This window comes from Sphingomonas sp. 4RDLI-65, assembly GCF_049472435.1.
Classification (GTDB): domain Bacteria; phylum Pseudomonadota; class Alphaproteobacteria; order Sphingomonadales; family Sphingomonadaceae; genus Sphingomonas.
The window spans coordinates 360,452-376,744 of sequence record NZ_JBCEBT010000001.1; the positions used below are offsets into that span (position 1 = coordinate 360,452).

A 16,293-nucleotide genomic window follows, 5' to 3' on the forward strand; every position below is an offset into this window, starting at 1 on the left:
CTGCCCGAGCGCGACCGCCGCGCGGCAGAAACGCGCCAAACCGTCGCAGCGCGCACAACGACGCTGCAACACCGTTGCGTGGCGTGACGCTTAGGCTATGGCGGCGCCATGATCCTCGTCGTCGACAATTACGACAGCTTCACCTGGAACCTCGTCCATTACCTGATGGAACTGGGTGCCGAGGTCGAAGTCGTCCGCAACGATGCGATCTCCGCCGGGCAGGCTCTGTCGTCGGGCGCGGACGCGTTCCTCATTTCCCCGGGGCCCTGTACGCCGACCGAGGCGGGCGTCAGCCTCGACCTCGTCGCGGCCTGCGCGGATGCCGGCAAGCCGCTGCTCGGCGTGTGCTTGGGTCACCAAGCGATCGGCCAGCATTTCGGTGGCAAGGTCGAGCGCGGTGGCCTGATGCACGGCAAGACCTCGCCGGTTCTCCACGACGATACCGGGCTCTACGCAGGCCTCCCCTCGCCGTTCATCGCCACGCGCTATCACTCGCTGATCGTCAACGCAGTCCCCGAAACGCTGGTGGTGAATGCGACCGCGCAGGACGGCACGGTCATGGGCTTCCGCCACAAGACGCTGCCGATCCACGGCGTCCAGTTCCACCCGGAAAGCATCGCCACCGAGCACGGCCACGCGATGCTGGCGAACTTTCTGAAGGTGGCCGGGATCCCGGTAAAGCCGCGCGAAGGCCTGGAGCTGTGACGACCACCGTGCTCCTCCCCGACCCATTCTCTCCCCTCTCGCCCGAATCCGCCCGAGAAGCGTTCGCCGACATCCTCGACGCCCGCGCTAGCGACGACGCGATCGCCACCTTTCTCACCGACCTGGCAACCCGCGGCGAAACCAGCATCGAGATCGCCGAAGCCGCACGCGCGATGCGCCAGCGCATGATCCCGATCGATGCCCCCGCCGGCGCGGTCGACGTCTGCGGCACCGGCGGCGACGGCCACCACACGCTCAACGTCTCGACCGCGGTTGCACTCGTCGTCGCGGCGACCGGCGTCCCCGTCGCCAAGCACGGCAACCGCGCCGCCTCCAGCAAGGCCGGTGCCGCCGACACGCTGGAAGTGCTCGGCCTCGACATGGACCGTGCCGGTGCCACCGCGGAAGCGAGCCTCAACGAGATCGGCATCGCCTTCCTGTTCGCCGCCAACCACCACCCGGCGATGAAGCGCATCACCCCGATCCGCCAACGCATAGCCAAGCGCACGATCTTCAACCTGATGGGCCCGCTCGCCAACCCGGCCGGCACCACCCGCCAGCTCATCGGCATCGCCCGCCCCGACTACGTCGCGCTCTACGCCGACGCACTCGAACAGCTCGGCACCGAGGCCGCGCTGGTAGTCTCGGGCGAAGAGGGCCTCGACGAAATCTCGGGTGCCGGCCCCAGCATCGTCGCCTCGGTCGGCAGCGTCGCGCTGCCCGCCAGGATCACCCCCGAAGACGCCGGTCTCGTCCGCCACGCCATCACCGACATTCGCGGAGGCGACGCAGCCCACAACGCCGAAGCACTCCGCCGCCTGCTCAAGGGTGAAGCGGGCCCCTACCGCGACGCCGTCCTGCTCAACGCCGCCGCCGCCTTGATGGTGGCCGGCACCGTCCCCACTCTCGTCGAAGGCGCCGCGCAAGCCGCCGCCGCCCTCGACACCGGCAGCGCCGATGCGCTGCTCGCCCGCTGGATCGCCTACTGACATGACCATGCTCGACCGAATCCTCGAGACCAAGCGCGCCGAAGTCGCTGCACGGAAAGCAACGACGTCGCTCGCCGACATCGACGCCGGCATTGCCCGCATGTCGAAACCGCGCGGCTTCCGCGCCGCGCTCGACGCGAAAAAGGGCGATGCGAAGACCGGTTACGCGCTGGTCGCTGAGGTCAAAAAGGCGAGCCCCTCGAAGGGCCTGATCCGCACCGACTTCGATCCGGTCGCGCACGCTCGCGCCTACGAAGCCGGCGGCGCCGCGTGCCTGTCGGTCCTGACCGATGAAAAGTGGTTCCAGGGCTCCGACGCGTACCTGACCGCCGCGCGCGATGCCGTTTCGATCCCCGTGCTTCGGAAAGACTTCATGGTCGATCCGTGGCAGTCGACCGAAGCGCGCGCGATCGGCGCCGACTGCATCCTGATCATCGTCGCCGCGCTCGACGACGTCCAGATGGCCGAGATCGAGGCGTCCGCGCTCGAATGCGGCATGGACGTGCTGGTCGAGGTCCACGACGCGCACGAAATGGAGCGCGCGCTGAGGCTCAAGTCGCGCCTGATCGGCGTCAATAACCGCGACCTACGCGACTTCACCGTCGATTTCCAGCGCACCTACGACCTCGTCGGCAAGGCGCCCAAGGACTGCACCTTCGTCGCCGAAAGCGGGCTCACGACCCGCGCCGAACTCGACGCGATGGCCGAGCACGACATCCGCTGCTTCCTGATCGGCGAAGCGCTCATGCGCCAGGACGACGTCGAAGCGGCTACCCGAGCGCTCGTAGGATGACCGGCCTCACCCACATCGACGAAGCCGGCGCGGCAAGGATGGTCGACGTCGGCGGCAAGGCGGTCACCGCCCGCGAGGCCGTCGCCTCCGGCCGCATCACCATGTCCGCCAAAGCCGCCGCCGCGATCGGCGCTGGCACGGCCAAGAAGGGCGACGTCCTCGCGGTCGCGCGCGTCGCCGGCATCATGGCCGCCAAGCGCACCAGCGACCTGATCCCGCTCTGCCACCCGCTTCCGCTCACGAAGGTGGAAATCGATCTGGTGGTCGACGAAACCGGCGTAACCGCCACCGCCACCGCCTCGACCGAAGGCAAGACCGGCGTCGAGATGGAGGCGCTCACCGCCGCCACCATAACCCTCCTGACGATCTACGACATGGCGAAGGCGATCGACAAGACGATGGTCCTCAGCGACATCCGCGTCCGCGCCAAATCAGGCGGCAAATCCGGCAACTGGACAGCGTAAAAAAACCCTCTCCCTAAAGGGGAGAGGGAGAGATGCCGAAGGCGGCGAAGGATGAGGGCAAGCCAAGCAAAGCGCGCTCAGCTTGGGACTTCACTCCTCATTCCATAGACCAGTCATGGTACTCCACGATCGTAGACTCCACCGGCCGCCCCGCCGCATCCAGCGACGGATCATACCGAAACCGCTCCTCGATCAGCCGGCACGTCAGCGTGTCCAGCACCCGGCTCCCGCTCGACCGAGTCACGCGGCAATGCGACACGCGCCCGCTGACCTCGACGGTATAGCGCACCCAAACGATCCCCCGAATCCCCGTCTCCGGCGCATCGCTCGGAAAGTCCGCATCCCGCAACCGCCCCTTTCGCCACCGCGGCGGCGTCTCCTCGCCCCCACCGCCGTCGCCATCCCCATACCCGCCGCTGCCGGTACCGTTGCCGATCCCGCCACTCCCGGTCCCCGGCCCGCGCACATCCGAAGCGCCGGCGGTCGCCTGCGCGCCCAACCCAGCCTTCTCCGCGACCACAACCGGCGGCGGTACGACGATCGGCACTACCGGCGGCGGCGCGACGACTTCGGTCGCCTTCGACTTCAGGTTAGGCGGCGATGCAGCCCCCTGAGGCTTGCGACTGGGCGAAGGCCGCGGCCTGACCTTCTCGACCGGCGGCGGCGGTGGCGGCGGCGCCACCCCGAACACCTTCAGCGCATCGCTCACCGCAGCCGGCATCGGTACCACCAACCCATGGAGCAACGCATAGCCGAGCAACCCCGGCAGCAGGACGGCGCCTACCGCCGCCCCGATCCTGTCTCTCGCCCGAGGCTGATTGCGTGTCATCATGCTGATCTGGTGTCTCTTTCCCCCAAACAAAGCCCCGCAAAGGATGAACCCGCGCTGGCCGAGCATTCGGAGGACCAGATCAGCTGCCGGGCCGCCCGCGATGGCCACTCTGGAAAAAGACCGAGGCAAATCAAAATCGAAACACCACCCCGGCGAAGGCCGGGGCCCAGTTGGCAAGGCCAAACTGATAACGAGCGACGTCGGCCAAACCCGTGTTTCCCCGCGAAGGCGGGGACCCAGCCTGGCCTCCCGCCTTCGCGGGAGAACAAGGAAGAGGTCGCCACCAGCGCCCGATGTCTACGGACCCAACGGCCCCCTGACGGTCCAGCACGTAGCCCCCGCTAAGCCAACGACACCTGTCCTACACCCCAAACCCATGGCAAAGCGCGGAACATACCCACGCACCCTGCGATTCTCTTTTACGAAGCACCCAACCGCCAAACCGCGTCCAGCGCCTACACTTCCCACACCTCACCTTTCAAAATCGTCCGAAAACAGAGCCTAACGTATGACCCTAGTCCCCGTCGCCGAAGCCCAGACCCGCCTCTTCGCCATGGCCCCCCGCGTCGGCCACGAGACCGTGACGTTGCGAGAAGCCGCCGGCCGCTGGGCCGCCGAGGACATTCTCGCCCGCCGCACGCAGCCCGCCGCCGACCTCTCGGCAATGGACGGCTACGCGATCCGCTTCGAAGACCTCCCCGGCCCCTGGAAAGTCATCGGCGAAAGCGCCGCCGGCCGCCCCTTCACCGGCAAGGTCGGCCAAGGTGAAGCCACCCGCATCTTCACCGGCGCAGCAATGCCCGAAGGCGCGGACACGGTGATGGTCCAGGAAGAAGCCGAGCGAGACGGCGAAACCCTGATCCTCGCCGGCGAAGGCCCGCCGACACTCGGCCGCAACACCCGCCGCAAGGGCCTCGATTTCTCCACCGGCACCCGCCTGATCGGCGCCGGCGACCGCCTCAGCCCCGCGCGCATCGCCGTCGCCGCAACCGGCGGCCACGGCAGCCTCGCTGTCAACCGCCGCGTCCGCGTCGCCGTCGCCGCGACCGGCGACGAACTCGTCCCCCCCGGCTCGACCACCGACGGCGTCGCACTGCCCGAATCGAACGGCATCATGCTGGCGGCAATGCTCACCGACATACCCGTCGACATCATCGACCTCGGCATCCTCCCAGACAATCTCGAAATCCTGCGCGACGCCTTCGCCAGCGTTCAGGCCGACCTGCTCATCACCACCGGCGGCGCGTCAGTCGGCGACCACGACCTCGTTCGCCCCGCAATCGAAGCCGCTGGCGGCACCATCGATTTCTGGCGGATCGCGCTACGCCCCGGCAAGCCGATGATGGCCGGCCGGATCGGCGAGATGATGGTGCTCGGCCTGCCCGGCAACCCGGTCTCCGCGTTCGTCACCGCGACGCTGTTCGTGAAACCGGTCGTGGCGCGCATGGCCGGCGCGCGCGATCCGCTCCCCCAGTCGACCCACGCGCTGCTCGGCGAAGACCTCCCCGCCAACAACGCCCGCACCGACTATCTGCGCGCCGAACTCCGCGACGGCAAAGCCTATGCCTCGACGATCCAGGACAGCTCGATGCTGCTCACCCTGGCCCGCTCGACGTGCCTCATCGTCCGTCCCGGCAACGCTCCCGTCGCGAGGACCGGCGAATCGGCGGAAATCCTCGTAATCGCGTGATACGGATGCTTGACGGCGTTAATTATGTTCCATAGAAGTTCCCAGTCTGTTCCGGACGGAGAACCGCCATGCTCACGCGCAAGCAGCACGAACTCGTCTGCTTCATCAACGATCGCCTCAACGAAACCGGCGTCTCGCCGTCGTTCGAGGAGATGAAGGACGCACTCGACCTCAAGTCGAAGTCGGGCGTCCACCGTCTGATCAGCGCGCTCGAGGAGCGCAACTTCATCCGCCGCCTGCCGAACCGCGCACGCGCACTCGAAGTGCTGCGCATGCCCGAGCGCGCCGAGAAAAAGGCGCCGTCAAAGGCATCGAACGTAAAGCCCGCCGCCGCGCCACAGCCAGCGAACGACGTCGTCGAGATCCCCCTCCACGGCCGCATCGCCGCCGGCGTCCCGATCGAAGCGTTCGAAGGCAGCACGATGTTGGCCGTCCCCGCCGCACTCCTCGGCACCGGCGAACACTATGCGCTCGAAGTCTCCGGCGACTCGATGGTCGAAGCCGGTATCCTCGACGGCGACTACGCCCTGATCCGCCGCACCGAAACCGCGCGAGACGGCGAGATCGTCGTAGCCCTGATCGAAGAGAGCGAAGCCACCCTGAAATACTTCCGCCGCGAAGGCGCCATGGTCCGCCTCGACCCGGCAAACCGAGCCTACGACCCGCAACGCTACGCGCCTGCGCAAGTCCGCGTGCAGGGCAAGCTCTCCGGCATCCTCCGCCGCTACGACTAAACTGCCGAGACCGGCCTGTGTCATGGTGAACGCAGGCCGGTCTCGGTTTTTGATTGCGAAGGAAAAGCGGCAGCCGAGCATCCAGGTCAAGTCGCTCCTCCTGCCGACAACAGCGACCGGATCTCTTCGGCAAATTAAGCTAGCTTCTCTGGGCGTGTTGAAAAAACGGCTAGTTTTTCGACACGCCCCCCAAGCGTCCGGAAGACCATCCCGTGGTCCGACACATGAGCGCGGACTCGGTTCGAACGCCCAATCTCCGCGCCTCTGCGCCTCTGCGCGAACATCTCGCCGTCAATCCCCAGCGCTGCCGAAGAATTGGTTCGCGCGGAGACGCGGAGACGCGGAGGTGTTTCGCTTCGGGAGCACGAAGCGCCTCTAAACGTCTTCGGAAGGAAGCCAAGACAGTCGCCAGCCCCAGCCACCCCGTCATACAAGAACCTTCCCCGCGTCTCCGCGTCTCCGCGTGAACCAATTCTTTGCAATACGATCGCACGCGACGACAGAAGATTTTGCTCACGCGAAGGCGCAAAGGCGCGAAGATGTTGTATTTGGATAGGCGCCTACCGGCTTTCACGGACCGCCGATAAACCGACGTCGGCTTATCGTTCAGGAAGGTGTTGAGGTCTCCCGAATCGCACTACCTTCGCGCCTTTGCGCCTTCGCGTGAACATTTCTATTTTTGACGGCCTTGGCCGGCTCGAAACGCCGACGGGGGGGCCATGTCGCGGCTTTAACGAGTGCGTGGAGCGTTCGAGGAGAGGGGGATCGCGCCAGGGGTGACGATCGCCTGCGTTTAGGACGGTCACTACCATCCCGCTCCCCAAGGTCAGCGAGACGCCTCCCGTTCGCCGTAGTACGCGACGATCCAGTTTCAGCCACCGCGGTACACAGCGTTTCGGCAGACCGCGTTCGCTGACGACGGCGTCGGCATTGCTACAGGCGGCGACCAGTTCAGCAATCGGGACCATATAGGCGCTGCGGGTCGCCAGGATGCGCCACATCCGTCCTCGTCCTGCGATATCTGTGACGCACAGATCACGGCTGCACCGGGCATCGGGTTGGTCCGCGAGCAGGAGCGGCTCGCCGTCCACCCCGCCATTCTCGGCCAGCATGTCGCGCGTGTAGTCGCCCGCCCGGTCGCGGAGCATCGCCAGCCCGGCGGCGGTGCGTACCGCGACGTGGCGACCGTCACCCGTCACCAGAACGTCCGGCGCCGGCGTGGTCAGTGCCCAGATCGCGCCGACGGCCAGCGGCACCAGTCCAAGGCGTCGCCACCGCGTCCGCCACAGCGCAATCCAAATCCCCCCGACGATCATCAGCGCGAACGCCGCCGTCGGCATCGCGGGCAAGGACCGCACCGAGCCGGGAGCGCTGGCAACGATGTGCGCGAGCCACAGCAGCGCATCGAGCGATCGCTGCACCAGCCACCAGATCGGCGCGCCAAGACCGCCCGCATCGAGCAGCAGCGCCAACGCTTCAAGCGGCATAACCACGAATGTCGTCAGCGGAATCGCAACGATGTTGGCGAACGCGCCGTACAGCCCCGCCTTGTGGAAATGATACACCGCGATCGGCATCAGCGCGAATTCGACCAGCAGTCCGGTCAGCAGCAGCGACGCGATGCCGCGCGCGAGTTTGCGCCCGCGTCCCTCGTCATGCGGCCCGAAGAACGCGCGGATCACAGGATGCTCGTGCAGCGCCATGATCGCGGTGATCGCCGCGAACGAGAGCTGAAAGCTCGGCCCCGCAGCAGATTCCGGCAACACGAGCATGACGCACGCCGCTCCGGCCGCGACGAGCCGCAACGTCATTGCCTCGCGCCCCATCGCCAGCGCCGCCAGCACAAGCAACGCAGCAACACACGACCGAATCGTCGGCACCTGGCTCCCGGTCAATAATGTATAACCGATCGCCGCCGCCGCACCCGCCAATGCCGCGATCAACGGCAGGCGCGCATGCAGCGCCAGCCAGGGACTGAGCGCCAATAGACGCAACACGATCAACATAGTCGCGGCCACCGCCGCAGTGATGTGCAATCCGCTTACGGACAGCAAATGCGCGAGCCCCGCTCGCCGCATCGCCTCCGAATCTTCCTCACTGATCGCACCAACGTCGCCGGTCGCGAGAGCTGCCGCGATACCGCCCGCGCTCCCGTCCAGTTGCGAAACGATGTGGTGCGACAGCGCGACGCGGATACCGGCGCCCGATTCGCTCGGCGTCGTCACGACCACCGGCGCGAAGCCGCGCCCGGTCGCACCGATCCCGCCGAACCACGCGACGCGCGCGAAGTCGTAAGCGCCTGGCACCGCTGGCAAAGGCGGCGGCATCAGGCGGGCGCGCAAGTGCACGACGGCCCCGGTCCCGAGCAGCTTCGGGGCATCCGCCTCGGCCAGATTGACGCGGATGCGATACGGCAAGGCGACTGGTTGCCCATCGGTTTCCACCCCCTTCCCGACCGGCAGGACCGTCAACCGCACCAGTTTCCGCGCCACCAGCGGCTCGATCGCCTCGACCTTTGCCGAGAAGCTCGCAATCGTCGGGCCGCCTAGCACCGGCCGCGCCACCGATTCCGACCGTGCCCAGATCAAGCTCAAGCCGAGTGCAGCCGTCAGCAACCCGATCGCCAGCGACCGCACTGCGCGACCGCCATGCCCCAAGGCCAGACACGCCAACCCACTCGCCGCTAACAGCAACATCGCCACGCCCCACGCCGCCGGGTCAGGCAGCGCGAACCACAACGCGATCCCACCCCCCAGCATCACCGGCAGCCACAGCACCAATTGGTCGCGCTCCGCCTCCAGCCAGCGCTCGACTGCCAGCCCCCCGCGCTCCACGGCAAGCCCGACGACAGCCCCCCATCGCGGCACGCCCATTTGTCGCCGCCAAGGACGCATGCTAGGGGCGGCGACGGCTGTCATGGCCATCGTTTCTCCATTGTTTCATCAGTCTGGGAGCACCCGCGGTTGGGCGCAATATCTGATACGGGCACCGCCGCTTCGGCCGCACCCGTGGTTACCCGTTTCGCTCCGTCGCCGACGGGGTTCCTACATCTTGGCGGCGCGCGCACCGCGCTGTTCAACTGGCTGTTCGCGAAAGCAAACGGGGGTAAATTCCTGCTGCGGATCGAGGATACCGACCGGGTCCGCTCGACCCAGCCGGCAATCGACGCGATCATCGACGGCATGCGCTGGCTCGGGCTCGACTGGGACGGCGACGTCGTCATGCAGTTCGCCGGTGCCGAACGCCACGCGCAGGTCGCGCACGAGATGGTCGCGAACGGCCATGCCTATCGCTGCTACATGACCGCCGAGGAAATCGCCGCGATGCGCGCCGAGGCGCAGGCCGCGAAGAAGCCGCTCCGCATCCGCAGCCCGTGGCGCGATCGTCCCGAGAGCGAGGCTCCGAACCTCCCCCACGTCGTCCGCCTGCGCGCGCCTCAGGAAGGCGCCGTCACGATCGAGGACCGCGTGCAAGGGTCTGTCACGGTCAAGAACGAAGAGATCGACGACCTCGTCCTGCTCCGCTCCGACGGCACGCCGACCTACATGCTCGCGGTCGTGGTCGACGATCACGACATGGGGGTCACGCACGTCATCCGCGGCGACGATCACCTCAACAACGCGTTCCGCCAGCTGCCGATCTACCGCGCGATGGGCTGGCCCGAGCCGATCTACGCGCACATCCCGCTGATCCACGGCCCCGACGGCGCCAAGCTGTCGAAGCGTCACGGCGCGGTCGGTATCGAAGCGTATCGCGACGAGATGGGTATCCTGCCCGAGGCGTTCGATAATTACCTCCTCCGGCTCGGCTGGGGTCACGGTGACGACGAGATCATCAGCCGCGAGCAGGCGGTCGAATGGTTCGACCTTTCCGGCGTCGGCAAGTCACCGTCGCGCTTTGATCTGAAGAAGCTCGAGAATCTCAACGGTCACTACATCCGCGAAGCCGACGACGCGCGGCTGGCGCAGCTTGCCGCTGATCGCCTCGGCCATGACCTGCCAACCGGCGGACTCGATCTTCTGACTCGCGCAATGCCAGTCCTGAAGCCACGTGCCGCAAACCTGAACGAGCTGGCCGAAGGCTCGAATTTCTTGTTCAGTCAGCGCCCGCTCGCGATGGACGACGCCGCAGCGAGCCTTTTGCAAGGTGAAGCGAGTGTCATTTTGGCGAACGCGCATGCCGAACTTGACGCGCTCGCCACGTGGGATACGGAGGCGCTCGAAGGCGCGGTACGGCGCGTGGCCGAAGCGCGGGGCGTCAAGCTCGGCCAGGTCGCACAGCCGCTTCGCGCCGCGCTGACGGGACGCAAGACGTCGCCGGGGATCTTCGATGTGCTCGATTTGCTCGGGCGCGACGAGAGCCTGGGACGGATCGCCGACCGGATGGCTGGCTAAAAAGATTTCGAGGAAGGATACAAGCATGAGCGAGACCGCAACCCTCAAGGTCGACGGCAAGGATTTCGAGTATCCGGTGATGTCCGGTACGGTCGGACCCGATGTCATCGATATCCGCAAGCTGTACGCGCAGACGGATAATTTCACCTATGATCCAGGTTTCACCTCGACGGCATCGTGCCAGTCGAAGCTGACCTATATCGATGGTGACGCAGGCACGCTGCTGCACCGCGGCTACACGATCGGCGAGCTAGCCGAACAGTCGAACTTCATGGAAGTCGCCTACCTCCTGCTCAACGGCGAACTGCCGAGCGAAGACGAGCTGGCCAACTTCTCGAACACGATCACGCGCCACACGATGGTGCACGAGCAGCTCGCGCAGTTCTTCCGTGGCTTCCGCCGCGACGCGCATCCGATGGCGATCCTGTGCGGCGTCGTCGGCGCACTCTCGGCGTTCTACCACGATTCGACCGACATCCACGATCCGGCCCAGCGCGTGATCGCGTCGCATCGCCTGATCGCCAAGATGCCGACGATCGCCGCGATGGCGTACAAGTACAGCGTCGGCCAGCCGTTCGTCTATCCGGACAACACGCTGAGCTACACCGGCAATTTCCTGAAGATGACGTTCGGTGTCCCTGCCGAGAAGTACGTCGTGAACCCGATCGTCGAAAAGGCGATGGACCGCATCTTCATCCTTCACGCCGATCACGAGCAGAACGCGTCGACCTCGACCGTCCGTCTCGCCGGTTCGTCGGGTGCCAACCCGTTCGCGTGCATCGCGGCCGGCATCGCCTGCCTGTGGGGCCCTGCGCACGGCGGCGCGAACGAAGCCGCGCTCAACATGCTGCATGAGATCGGCACCGTCGACCGCATCCCCGAGTATATCGCCCGCGCCAAGGACAAGAACGATCCGTTCCGCCTGATGGGCTTCGGCCACCGCGTCTACAAGAACTACGATCCGCGCGCGGCCGTCATGCAGACGACGGTCAAGGAAGTGCTCGGCGAACTGGGCGTCACCGACCCCGTGTTCGACGTCGCGATCGAACTCGAGCGTCTCGCGCTGAGCGATCCGTACTTCATCGAGAAGAAGCTGTTCCCGAACGTCGATTTCTATTCGGGCGTGATCCTGTCGGCGATCGGCTTCCCGACCTCGATGTTCACCGTCCTCTTCGCGCTCGCCCGCACCGTCGGCTGGGTCGCGCAATGGAACGAGATGATCACCGATCCCGACCAGAAGATCGGCCGCCCGCGCCAGCTGTACAGCGGCCCGACCGCGCGTGATTACGTCCCGATGGCGTCACGCTAATGAAGACGCTCCGGCCGATCCTGATGATCGTCGGCGTGCTCAGCGCGCTGATGGGTCTGCTCTGGATCGGTCAGGGGCTCGGATACGTCCACTGGCCGCAGTCGAGCTTCATGCTCGATCAGCGGCCATGGGCGGATCGCGGCGCATTCCTCGCCGCGTTCGGTTTAGCGCTGATCCTGGTTGCGCGCCGGATCCGCCGGTAACGTCAGGATGAAGCGCGCGCCTTCGCCGGGCGCGCTTTCGATCGTGAGATCCCCCTGCATCGCCCGCGCGAGACGCCGTGCGATATACAGGCCGAGCCCATTGCCGCCGGCCTCCGACGGGTCGACGCGCTCGAACTTCTCGAAGATCCGGATCTGATCCTCGGGCGCGACGCCCTTGCCCTTGTCCGCCACCACGACGACCGCGTGGCTTTCGGTGCGCGTCACGGTGACGATCACCTGCGCGCCACGCGGCGAATAGCGCACCGCGTTGCCGACGAGGTTGACGAGAATCTGCAACACGCGGCGGAAATCGCCGAGCGCGGCCACACGCATGTCGACCGGTGGTCGCGCGATCGTGACATCGGCATTGGCCGCGCGGACCGACAACAGCCCCGCGGCACGACGCGCGACATCGGCGAGATCGATCGGCTCGGGGACCAGCGTGAAATCGGGCCGCTCGACCGCTTGGAGATCGACCAGGTCATCGACCAGTTCGAGCAGATGGCGCCCGGCGCTCGCAATATCGGCCGCATAATCGGCGTAATCGCCCTGCACCGGACCATCCGCCTGCGCGTTGATGCTGTCGGCATTCGCGACGATCCGCGCGAGGGGAATGCGCAACGCCTTGTCGAGCCCGCTCGTGAAGGTCGGCGACAGCGTCGCGGTCTCGGCGGCCGGCGCGACATCGTCGACCACCATCCGTGCCGCGCCGACGAACCCGGCAAAATCCCCCGAAGCATCATGACGCACGGTCGCGGTCAGCGTCACCGCCCGCCCCGAACTCCGCAGCCGTGCCGGTTGCGCGATCATCGGCCGGCGCCGGGCAAGCGAGTCGAGAATCGGCAACGTCCCGTCGGTGCCGGTATCGAGCGCGAACATCGCCGTCAGCGGCTGGCCGAGCAGCGCAAACGCGTCGAAACCATGCTTCGGCCCGGCATCGAGCGTCACGAACGTCAGCCTTAGCGCGGAGTCGGTCTCCCACCGCCAATCGGTGTCGCTGCCGATAAAATCATCCTGCGCACCGGGTGCGGGCCGGGTCGGACGCCACGCGGCGATCTCGCGCCAGCCGCTGACCGTCAGCCGCACATTCTCGCCATCCGGTTGCGCACGCACCCAGAGATCCACGTCGGTCTCGTCGTCGGCGACCACCACGCCGCGCGACACGACGATCCCCAGCCGCCGCGCCAAGCGCGCGATCGTCGCGAGTTGCGGTACCGCGAGCGGCGCGCCACGCATCCCGCCAGCGCGTTGGTTGAGCGCGATCAAAGCCGGGTCCGCGAACGACAGCGAGCCATCGGGTGCGACGATCGCGTGCGCGATGGGGCTTTCGGTCGATGGGTCGAACACGCTCATCGCCGATCCGTACGCGCCAGCGCGCGCAACGCCATCCGAAAATCGCGGTTCAGTGCCAATGGTGCGATCGACGCCCGCGCATCCTCGATACCGACCGCCACGATCGCATCGAGAGCGTCCGCAAACGCCTCGATATCGCGCCGTGGATCCGCTTCCGACAGTGCAAGGCCGATCCGGGCGATCGTCGGCCGATCCATGTCGAGCGCACGCAACGCCAGCCACAGCCGGTCGCCCTCGGGTTCCAGCGTGATCGAACGCGCCTGGTCGAACGCGATTCCCAGCGCATGCGCCAGCACCGCGACGAACAACGACAGCCGCCGATCGCCAATCGATTCGACCAACACTGCGGCCAGTTCATTGGGCCGCGCATCGAGCGCCGCCGCCAGCCGCATCGCCACCGCGTCTGGGCGTTCACCCTCGTCATGCGCGGCAAGACTGCGCTGCGCCGCATCGGTAATTGCCCGGTCGCTCTCGCGCGTCGCTTGCCGCAAGCCATCGCGGATCGCCGCCGCCACCCACCAGACCAGCCGGTGATGCAGTTCGGCCGGCAGTTCGCTCCCGCCCGCCGAGCCCTGTTCGTTCGCAACCCGACGCCGGCTCTCCGCCGCCAGCAATGCCGATGCCGCCGAAGCCACGACGCTGTCGGGCACGCCGGCCAGCCGCACGAGCAGGCTCGCCTCGTCTGGCTCCGCCACCTCGACCGGCAGCGACGCGGCGATCAGATCATGCCGCACACGCGCGATCAGTTCGTCCATCAACTCTTCGTCGCGGAGCAGCCCGGCGCGCGTCAGCCGCTCGACGACGCCCCCCGCGCCCGCCTTGAGGATCGCCTCGCCTGCGCGCGTCGACCCGTCCCCAGCCAGCAGCCGTGCCGCATGCCGCCGAATATCCCATTCGATCGCACCCACGATCGCGCCGAGCACGTGCGCCAGCATCAGCCGAGTCCGGTCGTCGAGCCGCGCATCCGCATCGAGGAAGAAGTCGGCGATCGTCCCCGCCAGCCGCGTTTCCGCGCGCAGGCGCACGGTTTCAGCCCGCGCGACGGGATCATCATAGGACGGCGGAGCGTCACGCACTGGGTCTTGGCCGACCGACATGGTCCCGTGCTTAGCCCCCTGTCGTTAAGGTCCGCCTAAGGCGCGCGACGCAATCGTTCGATTGCGGCCGCCAGCGTAGCGGTCGCATAGACCGCGGTCAGCCCCAGTCCGAACACCGGAAAACCGATCAGCGCGAACAGCGTCACCACGAGCAGATACGCCGTGGGACTGCCCCACCAGAGCTGCCTTTCGCGTTCGGGGATAGCGCGCTCTGCCAGACCGCCGATCGCCACGAGCGCCGTACCGATCGCCAGCGCGGTGTTCTCACCCGCGTAACCGCTGACGAAAAATGCGAAGACCAGGATCGCCGACGCAACGACACCGGCGATCGCCAGCATCTGGCCATGCGCCATCGGCTCTTCGTCACGCAGTCCACTCAACACCGAACCGAGCGCGAGCGCGATACACCCGACCAGCGCGGTCACGAGCCCGGTGGACGGCAGACCGAAACCGATCGTCACCAGCCCCGCCACGCCCAACGCCAGGCCTGCCGCACCGACGGTCGTCCCCGCCGCACCGCGATCGACCAGCAACGGTAGCGCCAGTCGCGCGATCGGCGCGAGCACGAAGCGGTCGAACCAGCCCCGCCGCCCCGACACGATCGTCATCAGCACCGCGCGACCGCGTTCCTCCAGCGTCCGCGCCTGGCGCTCGATCCCGTGCCCGCCGCGCACGGCGTCGGTCGGCAGCAACACCTGCGTCGCCCGCGACTGCACCGCGAACCGCAACAACGACGACTGGAGATCGTAATCCTGCGGCAGGCCCGCCACCTCCGCGATCCGGCTCGAACTCAGCCGCGCGACCCCGGCCCAGGCCATCTGCCCGCCGACGCGTTCGAAGCCCGGCCCAGCATCGGCCTCCGGCACGACGAGCAGGCAATCGCCCTCCTCGCCCGCCATCGCCTTGACGATAGCCTCGGTCGTCACCAGTCCGTCGCCGAGCATCAGCACGCGCGCGAGCGGATGCAGTTTCTCGACCGCCTCGCTCGCCGAGCGCACCGTATCGACGGAGATTCCACGCCGCCCGATCCGGTTGATCGCGCCCAGCAGTTCGGGCGTCATCCGCGTCACGACGACGATCACCTGCGCCACGCCGGCCGCGATCAGCAACCGTGCCTGATATTCGATGAGCGTGACGCCGCTGAACGGCAGCGTCGCGGCCAGACGATCGGGTCGATCGTCGGCGTCGTGAATTGCAAATAATAGGCCGGCAAGCATGTGCGGCTGTTAGGCGGTACGCGCCGTCCTGCAAAGCCCGCGTTCGGCCGAACCGCCCTGCGCTAAGGCCGGAACCGCGTCACAAGCGCGATATGGCACGCCGCAGCGTCTTCAAACCCTCGGCATCGCGCGGATCGCCTTCCGCGACCTTGGTCACGAGCGCCATCAGCCGGATCGCGCCGAAGCTTGCCGCCAGCCCCTTCAATCGCCACGCGGCAACGCGCCATTCCTCGACCTCGGTCGCGAGCGTCATGGCCGTCAACGCGCGCTCGGCGCTCTCGACGAATGCGATTCGCAGTTCGGCGATCAGCGCAGGCTCGTCGCCGACCGCAGCTGCCAGCGTCGCATCGATTGCCCCCGGATCATACGCCATGTCGCCCTGCTTACCGGACGGATGCTTAAGAGAAGATTGCACTATGCGTTTTGTCCGACCGCGTTTCGTGGTACCTCAACAGCTCATGAACGGGGGTTCGTCAATGATCGGGTTTCGCGCGACGGCAGGCAATGCCCATC

The 16,293-nt window shown here is 67.0% G+C and carries 15 protein-coding genes; 9 read left to right on the forward strand and 6 right to left on the reverse strand.

Features of this window, described 5'->3' with window-relative positions; translation table 11 throughout:
* Positions 1-108: 108 nt before the first annotated feature.
* The 4 genes from VH567_RS01390 to moaC are packed head-to-tail and all read left to right on the forward strand — an operon-like array spanning position 109 to position 2,951.
* Positions 109-705 carry an anthranilate synthase component II gene (locus tag VH567_RS01390; protein ID WP_423322543.1) on the forward strand — a complete coding sequence of 199 codons (597 nt, stop codon included), beginning with the start codon at positions 109-111 and terminating at the stop codon, positions 703-705.
* The gene (gene trpD / locus VH567_RS01395; RefSeq protein ID WP_423322545.1) at positions 702-1,694 is read left to right on the forward strand and encodes an anthranilate phosphoribosyltransferase; all 993 of its coding nucleotides are present in this window, start codon (positions 702-704) and stop codon (positions 1,692-1,694) included. The genes VH567_RS01390 and trpD overlap by 4 nt, the downstream gene beginning before the upstream one ends.
* Position 1,695: 1 nt before the next feature.
* Complete coding sequence (gene trpC / locus VH567_RS01400; RefSeq protein ID WP_423322547.1) at positions 1,696-2,487, forward strand: indole-3-glycerol phosphate synthase TrpC; 792 nt, start codon at positions 1,696-1,698, stop codon at positions 2,485-2,487.
* On the forward strand, positions 2,484-2,951 hold the full coding sequence (moaC, locus tag VH567_RS01405) for a cyclic pyranopterin monophosphate synthase MoaC (RefSeq protein WP_423322549.1): 468 nt from the start codon (positions 2,484-2,486) through the stop codon (positions 2,949-2,951). Before trpC ends, moaC begins: the two co-directional genes overlap by 4 nt.
* Before the next feature lie 97 nt (positions 2,952-3,048).
* Here the strand turns inward: moaC and VH567_RS01410 are convergent, their stop codons facing one another.
* Positions 3,049-3,783, reverse strand: a complete 735-nt coding sequence (locus VH567_RS01410; protein WP_423322551.1) for an energy transducer TonB — start codon at positions 3,781-3,783, stop codon at positions 3,049-3,051.
* Between the two features lie 508 nt (positions 3,784-4,291).
* Between VH567_RS01410 and VH567_RS01415 the strand changes: the two genes are divergently transcribed.
* Positions 4,292-5,473 (forward strand): molybdopterin molybdotransferase MoeA, encoded by a 1,182-nt coding sequence (locus VH567_RS01415; protein WP_423322553.1) that lies wholly within the window; start codon positions 4,292-4,294, stop codon positions 5,471-5,473.
* A 68-nt stretch (positions 5,474-5,541) separates the two neighbouring features.
* The gene (gene lexA / locus VH567_RS01420) at positions 5,542-6,207 is read left to right on the forward strand and encodes a transcriptional repressor LexA (protein WP_423322555.1); all 666 of its coding nucleotides are present in this window, start codon (positions 5,542-5,544) and stop codon (positions 6,205-6,207) included.
* 599 nt (positions 6,208-6,806) lie between these two features.
* On the opposite strand, the gene VH567_RS01425 is transcribed toward lexA, so the two are convergent.
* On the reverse strand, positions 6,807-9,080 hold the full coding sequence (locus VH567_RS01425; RefSeq protein WP_423323651.1) for a ComEC/Rec2 family competence protein: 2,274 nt from the start codon (positions 9,078-9,080) through the stop codon (positions 6,807-6,809).
* A gap of 90 nt (positions 9,081-9,170) precedes the next feature.
* On the opposite strand from VH567_RS01425, the gene gltX reads away from it, so the two are divergent.
* The 3 genes from gltX to VH567_RS01440 are packed head-to-tail and all read left to right on the forward strand — an operon-like array spanning position 9,171 to position 12,113.
* Positions 9,171-10,601, forward strand: coding sequence for a glutamate--tRNA ligase (gene gltX / locus VH567_RS01430; protein WP_423322557.1), 1,431 nt, complete (start codon positions 9,171-9,173; stop codon positions 10,599-10,601).
* Positions 10,602-10,626: 25 nt separating this feature from the next.
* The gene (locus VH567_RS01435; RefSeq protein WP_056048581.1) at positions 10,627-11,910 is read left to right on the forward strand and encodes a citrate synthase; all 1,284 of its coding nucleotides are present in this window, start codon (positions 10,627-10,629) and stop codon (positions 11,908-11,910) included.
* Complete coding sequence (locus VH567_RS01440; protein WP_107962026.1) at positions 11,910-12,113, forward strand: hypothetical protein; 204 nt, start codon at positions 11,910-11,912, stop codon at positions 12,111-12,113. The genes VH567_RS01435 and VH567_RS01440 overlap by 1 nt, the downstream gene beginning before the upstream one ends.
* On the opposite strand, the gene VH567_RS01445 is transcribed toward VH567_RS01440, so the two are convergent.
* The 4 genes from VH567_RS01445 to VH567_RS01460 form a co-directional block, all read right to left on the reverse strand.
* Positions 12,075-13,466, reverse strand: a complete 1,392-nt coding sequence (locus VH567_RS01445; RefSeq protein ID WP_423322560.1) for a sensor histidine kinase — start codon at positions 13,464-13,466, stop codon at positions 12,075-12,077. The two genes, VH567_RS01440 and VH567_RS01445, sit on opposite strands and share 39 nt — an antisense overlap.
* Positions 13,463-14,542: a DUF2336 domain-containing protein gene (locus tag VH567_RS01450; protein WP_423322562.1), complete on the reverse strand. Its 1,080-nt coding sequence runs from the start codon at positions 14,540-14,542 to the stop codon at positions 13,463-13,465. Before VH567_RS01450 ends, VH567_RS01445 begins: the two co-directional genes overlap by 4 nt.
* Before the next feature lie 56 nt (positions 14,543-14,598).
* Entirely contained in the window at positions 14,599-15,780 is a 1,182-nt protein-coding gene (locus VH567_RS01455) for a hypothetical protein (RefSeq protein ID WP_423322564.1), read from the reverse strand.
* 79 nt (positions 15,781-15,859) lie between these two features.
* Positions 15,860-16,153 carry an Hpt domain-containing protein gene (locus tag VH567_RS01460; protein ID WP_423323653.1) on the reverse strand — a complete coding sequence of 98 codons (294 nt, stop codon included), beginning with the start codon at positions 16,151-16,153 and terminating at the stop codon, positions 15,860-15,862.
* Positions 16,154-16,293: the final 140 nt, after the last annotated feature.

Coding starts and splice junctions, on each gene's coding strand:
- VH567_RS01390 (WP_423322543.1), top strand. CDS start 109: ATGATCCTCGTCGTCGACAATTACGACAGCTTCACCTGGAACCTCGTC.
- trpC (WP_423322547.1), top strand. CDS start 1,696: ATGACCATGCTCGACCGAATCCTCGAGACCAAGCGCGCCGAAGTCGCT.
- moaC (WP_423322549.1), top strand. CDS start 2,484: ATGACCGGCCTCACCCACATCGACGAAGCCGGCGCGGCAAGGATGGTC.
- VH567_RS01410 (WP_423322551.1), bottom strand. CDS start 3,783: ATGATGACACGCAATCAGCCTCGGGCGAGAGACAGGATCGGGGCGGCG.
- VH567_RS01415 (WP_423322553.1), top strand. CDS start 4,292: ATGACCCTAGTCCCCGTCGCCGAAGCCCAGACCCGCCTCTTCGCCATG.
- lexA (WP_423322555.1), top strand. CDS start 5,542: ATGCTCACGCGCAAGCAGCACGAACTCGTCTGCTTCATCAACGATCGC.
- VH567_RS01425 (WP_423323651.1), bottom strand. CDS start 9,080: ATGGGCGTGCCGCGATGGGGGGCTGTCGTCGGGCTTGCCGTGGAGCGC.
- VH567_RS01435 (WP_056048581.1), top strand. CDS start 10,627: ATGAGCGAGACCGCAACCCTCAAGGTCGACGGCAAGGATTTCGAGTAT.
- VH567_RS01440 (WP_107962026.1), top strand. CDS start 11,910: ATGAAGACGCTCCGGCCGATCCTGATGATCGTCGGCGTGCTCAGCGCG.
- VH567_RS01445 (WP_423322560.1), bottom strand. CDS start 13,466: ATGAGCGTGTTCGACCCATCGACCGAAAGCCCCATCGCGCACGCGATC.
- VH567_RS01455 (WP_423322564.1), bottom strand. CDS start 15,780: ATGCTTGCCGGCCTATTATTTGCAATTCACGACGCCGACGATCGACCC.
- VH567_RS01460 (WP_423323653.1), bottom strand. CDS start 16,153: ATGGCGTATGATCCGGGGGCAATCGATGCGACGCTGGCAGCTGCGGTC.